The following is a 4,522-nucleotide window of genomic DNA, read 5'->3' as shown; positions in this document are numbered from 1 at the left end:
AATATGACGCCAATTGAAATTCAAAATTATCTAGAAACCATTAAAAAATTAATCCTAGAATATTCTCCAAAACTCGTCGTTGCTATTGTTATTCTTCTAGGCGGACTTTGGGCAACAAGTTTTATTACAAAAGCCGCAAAAAAAATAATGCTAAAACGAAATGTTGAATTAACACTTTCAACTTTTATTGGAAATGTTATATTTTGGACCTTACGTGTATTATTATTCGTTACTGTAATTTCAAAACTTGGAATTGAAACATCGGCGTTTGTAACCATTTTAGGTGCCGCAGGTTTGGCTATCGGTCTATCTTTGCAAGGTTCACTTTCTAATTTTGCTGGAGGAATTTTAATTATTTTATTTAAGCCTTTTAAACTTGGAGATATTATTGAAGCTCATGGCGAAACTGGAAAAGTAGACGAAATTCTTATTTTTTCTACCAAATTAATTACCGCAACTAATCAAATAATTTATATTCCAAACGGAATTTTATCAAATGGAAAAATCAAAAACTATTCGCAATTAGGAATTAGAAGAGCGGATTTAGTTTTAAAAACAGCTTACGACTCCAATTTTTCAGATATTAAAAATACTATTTTGGACTTTGTAAAAAAGCATCAACATGTTATCCAAAATCCGAATCCAGAAATTATTATTAGCGAATTAACAGATACTCACGTTATATTTACCGTAAAAGTTTGGACAAATAATTCAGATTACAGTAAAGTTTGCTCTGAAATTCTAGAATTTAGTAAATCTGTAGTTAGACTTTAACTTACTTAGATAAAACGAAATCTTTCAAATAATAAGGTTCAAAATAAGCGACATCAACAAAGTCGCTTTTTTTGTATTTGTCAAATGATAATTCACTCATTTCTTTTGCCGATGGAAATATAACATCAGAATGAAATACAAATTTATCATCGGTTAGAGTGTTTTTGAATTTTTCGGTGCCATCACCAACCAAGTGAATTTTTTCTAAAATCTCATTATACGAAGTTTCATCAATAATTTCAGCTTGCGTATTTCTAATTTGATTATGATTCTTATCGTAAAAAGCGGTAAAAACTTCCATTCTGCGAGCATCAATCATTGGAATTATGATTCCGTCTTCGATTTCAATTTGTCTTGCTAAAAGTTGTAATGTATCAATAGCAATCATTGGAATATTCATTGCATAACAAAATCCTTTAGCAGAAGAAACGCCAATTCGTAATCCAGTATAAGAACCTGGTCCTTGACTTACCGCAACAGCATTCAAGTCAGAGAACTGTAAATTATTTTCAGTAAGTAATTCCTCGATAAAAACGTGTAATTTTTCGGCATGAGAAAAGTTTTGCTCTGCAATTTCTTTACAAGCTATCGTTTTTCCTTCTTTTGCTAAAGCTACAGAACAATTTTTTGTTGCGGTTTCTATATTTAGAATAATTGACATAATCAGATTTTTGAAGGGCAAAGTTAAGAAGATAAACCCGTAAAAAAAATAAGGCATAGTTTCCTATGCCTTATCTACCCAAATTAACTAATAAGAAATCTATTTCTTACTTTCTTTTTTATCTTTTTCGGTTTCAACTCTAACTTTATCATTTGAAACTAAATCTTTAGAAACCGTTGTGTAAGGTCCAATAATAATTTCTTCCCCTGGTTTTAAGCCTGAAATAATTTCAATATTGGTATCGTCTTGAATTCCCGTTTTAACAACTCTCAACTTAGCTTTATCGCCAACTTTCACAAAAACACATTCGTATTTTTTATCACTTTTTGGTGCCGTTCCTCTCTTCTCCTTCTCCTCTTTTTCTAATTCCTCAACAATATCTTTTTTAACCGAAGTAGTATCATCTTTTACTACAACTGCACTAATTGGAACAGCAGTAATATTTTCTTTACGTTTTGTAATAATATCAACCGTTGCCGTCATTCCCGGTCTAAATGGAGAGAAATTTTCAGGTTTTCCTTCTAATAAATCTTGATACGATTCTTTTAAGATTCTAACTTTTACTTTAAAATTCGTAACTTGATCAGCCGTTAATGCAGTACTTGCCGAATTTGAAATACTTGTAACAATTCCTTTAAATTCTCTTTTTAAATAGGCATCAACTTCAATATTTGCAGAATCACCAATATTTACTTTTACAATATCATTTTCGTTAACATCAACTTCTACTTCCATATTGTTTAGGTTAGCAATTCTAAGAATTTCTGTTCCTGCCATTTGTTGCGTGCCTAAAACTCTTTCTCCTAATTCTACATTCAATAATGAAACTGTTCCATCTGCTGGAGCATAAATCGTAGTTCTACCTAAGTTATCTTTTGCTTCTGTTACCGTTGCAGAAGCACTTTGCACTTGGTAATACGCCGATTGCTTATTTGCAACCGCAACTTCATAAGCCGATACAATTCTATCCCACTCTGACTTTGAGATAATTCCTTTTTCAAATAATTTTTTATTTCTATCGTAATTGGCTTTTGATTCTTTTACTTGAGCATCGGCTTGACTTAACCCTGCTTTTGTAGTTGACATAGAAGCCACAGAACGATTAACTCCAGATTCATATAAATCAGGATTGATTCTTACTAATAAATCGCCTTTTTTTACTTGTTGCCCTTCTTTAATAGGCAAAGCAATAATTTCTCCAGAAACTTCTGATGATATTTTAACTTCAATTTCTGGTTGGATTTTTCCAGTTGCCGAAACCGTTTCAACGATTGTTGTTTGTGCTACTTTTGATAATTCAACAACTTTAGATTCATCGTTATTTCCGATAACACCACCTTTTTTAAGTCCGACTACTAATAAAATTATTGCTACTAGACTTCCTAATAAAATGAATATGGTTTTCTTTGACATGATAAAGTATTTATATTTTAACTATTGCTTTTTGATTAATGGAATTCCGAAATAGAATTCTAATATTTTGGTTCTAAAAATGTAATCGTATTTGGTTCTTAACACTTCTGATTGTGCGTTAACTAACAAGGTTTGTGCTTGATTGAAATCGAAAACGTTAATTAATCCAACTTCATATCTTGCTTTTGCGTATTCAAAAGATAATTTTCGCGCTTCTAAAGTCTTTTCAGCCGCTTCATAACTTTCTTTTGCAGCATTTGCATCTGTATAAGCCGTGAAAACGGTTCTTTCTATATCTAATTCTTGTTGTCCTAAATTTAGCTTAGCTCTTTCTAATGCTACCTTGCTTCTTTGTACATTATTTCTTACTGAAAGTCCATTAAAAATAGGAACCGTTAATTGTAGCCCAAAGTTTTGACCTTTATTCTTATCAAACTGATCAAAAACGGCTTCAGGTTTACCTAAAATAGGCGAAAAATTAGGTTGAAGTACCGATTGACCTGTTCCATCCACATAACCAATAACTGATGTTGGATTATCCGTATTTGGTTGAACACCAACAATTCTATCACTGTAAGCAGCTCTAGTACTAAAACTATAAAATCCTGAGATTGTTGGTTGATAAGCTCCTCTTGCAATTGCAACATCTTTTTCTGCCAACTCTACGTTTGATTGTGCAATTTTTAACTCAGTTCTTGTTTCTTTAGCTTTTTGCATAATATCTTGAGACGATTGTAATAAAATCTCGGAATTTAAAACAGGAATTTGATTTTCATCGATATCAAAATTCTCAAAATCATCTAATCGTAATAATTGTGCTAAACTTAATTTAGAAATTAACAATGCATTTTGCGCTGCAATTACTCGTTGTGCATCAGATGCAACCGTTGCTTTAATATCTAACAAATCTCCATTTGGAACCACACCTGCATCAACTAATTCTTGAGTTCTTTCTAATTGAGTTAAGTTATACTCTTTTTGCTGTAATTGAATTTTTAAGTTTTCTTTGTTAAACAAAATTTGCAAGTAAGCATTAGCTACATTCAAAGCAATATCTTCTTGCATTTTCGTTAATTGATACTGAGTAGCAATAATTTGTAAGTTTGATTTTCTAAGTTGTAATTGATTTCTCAAACCATTATATATGTCGATACCAACATTTAATCCTGCAGAAGTAAACTGTGTTGTTTGATTTTCTAATAAACCCGTTGTAATATTTTGATTTAAACCAATATTCCAAGAGTGAGATGCACTACCATTTACGCTAGGTAAAAAGGCACCAACCGCATCTTTTTTATTAATTGTAGCATTTTTTAAATCTAATTCGGACTGTTTAACCGAAATATTATTTTTTATAGCATAATCTACACATTCTTCCAAAGTCCATTTTTTACTTTGTGCCGAAAGTTGAAAACCTATCAACAATAGAAAAAAAACTATTTTTTTTGTTATCATTTTATGTGCTTTAATTCTCATTTCTAATAAGACCTCTTTTTTTATATTTTGTTACAGTATATCAATTAAAATTTTACTTTTACATCGAAATTTAGATTTACTATGAAAACCATTCTTGTAGTTTTTACTTTACTTTTTACTATACTCCTAACCGTTTCATGTGGTACAGCAAAAAAAGTTGAAGCCATATAACCAGCACCTTCAAACGACAACCCTGTA

4 protein-coding genes are annotated in these 4,522 nt (G+C 31.0%); 1 reads left to right on the top strand and 3 read right to left on the bottom strand.

Translation table 11 applies throughout. The features are described 5' to 3' along the window. Positions 1 to 774: mechanosensitive ion channel domain-containing protein (locus L6Q46_RS12845; protein ID WP_363315880.1), on the top strand; the 774-nt coding region annotated here is incomplete at its 5' end. Position 775: 1 nt separating this feature from the next. Here L6Q46_RS12845 and tsaB read toward each other — a convergent pair. The 3 genes from tsaB to L6Q46_RS12830 form a co-directional block, all read right to left on the bottom strand. Further along, a complete protein-coding gene (gene tsaB / locus L6Q46_RS12840; protein WP_291284640.1) occupies positions 776 to 1,435 on the bottom strand; it encodes a tRNA (adenosine(37)-N6)-threonylcarbamoyltransferase complex dimerization subunit type 1 TsaB in 660 nt (219 codons plus the stop codon). Between the two features lie 99 nt (positions 1,436 to 1,534). Then, complete coding sequence (locus tag L6Q46_RS12835; protein ID WP_111566150.1) at positions 1,535 to 2,848, bottom strand: efflux RND transporter periplasmic adaptor subunit; 1,314 nt, start codon at positions 2,846 to 2,848, stop codon at positions 1,535 to 1,537. Positions 2,849 to 2,869: 21 nt separating this feature from the next. Further along, positions 2,870 to 4,303, bottom strand: a complete 1,434-nt coding sequence (locus L6Q46_RS12830; protein WP_291284639.1) for a TolC family protein — start codon at positions 4,301 to 4,303, stop codon at positions 2,870 to 2,872. Between the last annotated feature and the right edge of the window lie 219 nt (positions 4,304 to 4,522).

This window comes from Flavobacterium sp., from assembly GCF_023151265.1.
Lineage (GTDB): Bacteria > Bacteroidota > Bacteroidia > Flavobacteriales > Flavobacteriaceae > Flavobacterium.
This window is presented reverse-complemented; position numbering and strand designations above follow the sequence as displayed.

Bases quoted from the DNA above. Each gene is read 5' to 3' on its own strand.
- tsaB (WP_291284640.1), bottom strand. From the start codon at position 1,435: ATGTCAATTATTCTAAATATAGAAACCGCAACAAAAAATTGTTCTGTA.
- L6Q46_RS12830 (WP_291284639.1), bottom strand. From the start codon at position 4,303: ATGATAACAAAAAAAATAGTTTTTTTTCTATTGTTGATAGGTTTTCAA.
- L6Q46_RS12835 (WP_111566150.1), bottom strand. From the start codon at position 2,848: ATGTCAAAGAAAACCATATTCATTTTATTAGGAAGTCTAGTAGCAATA.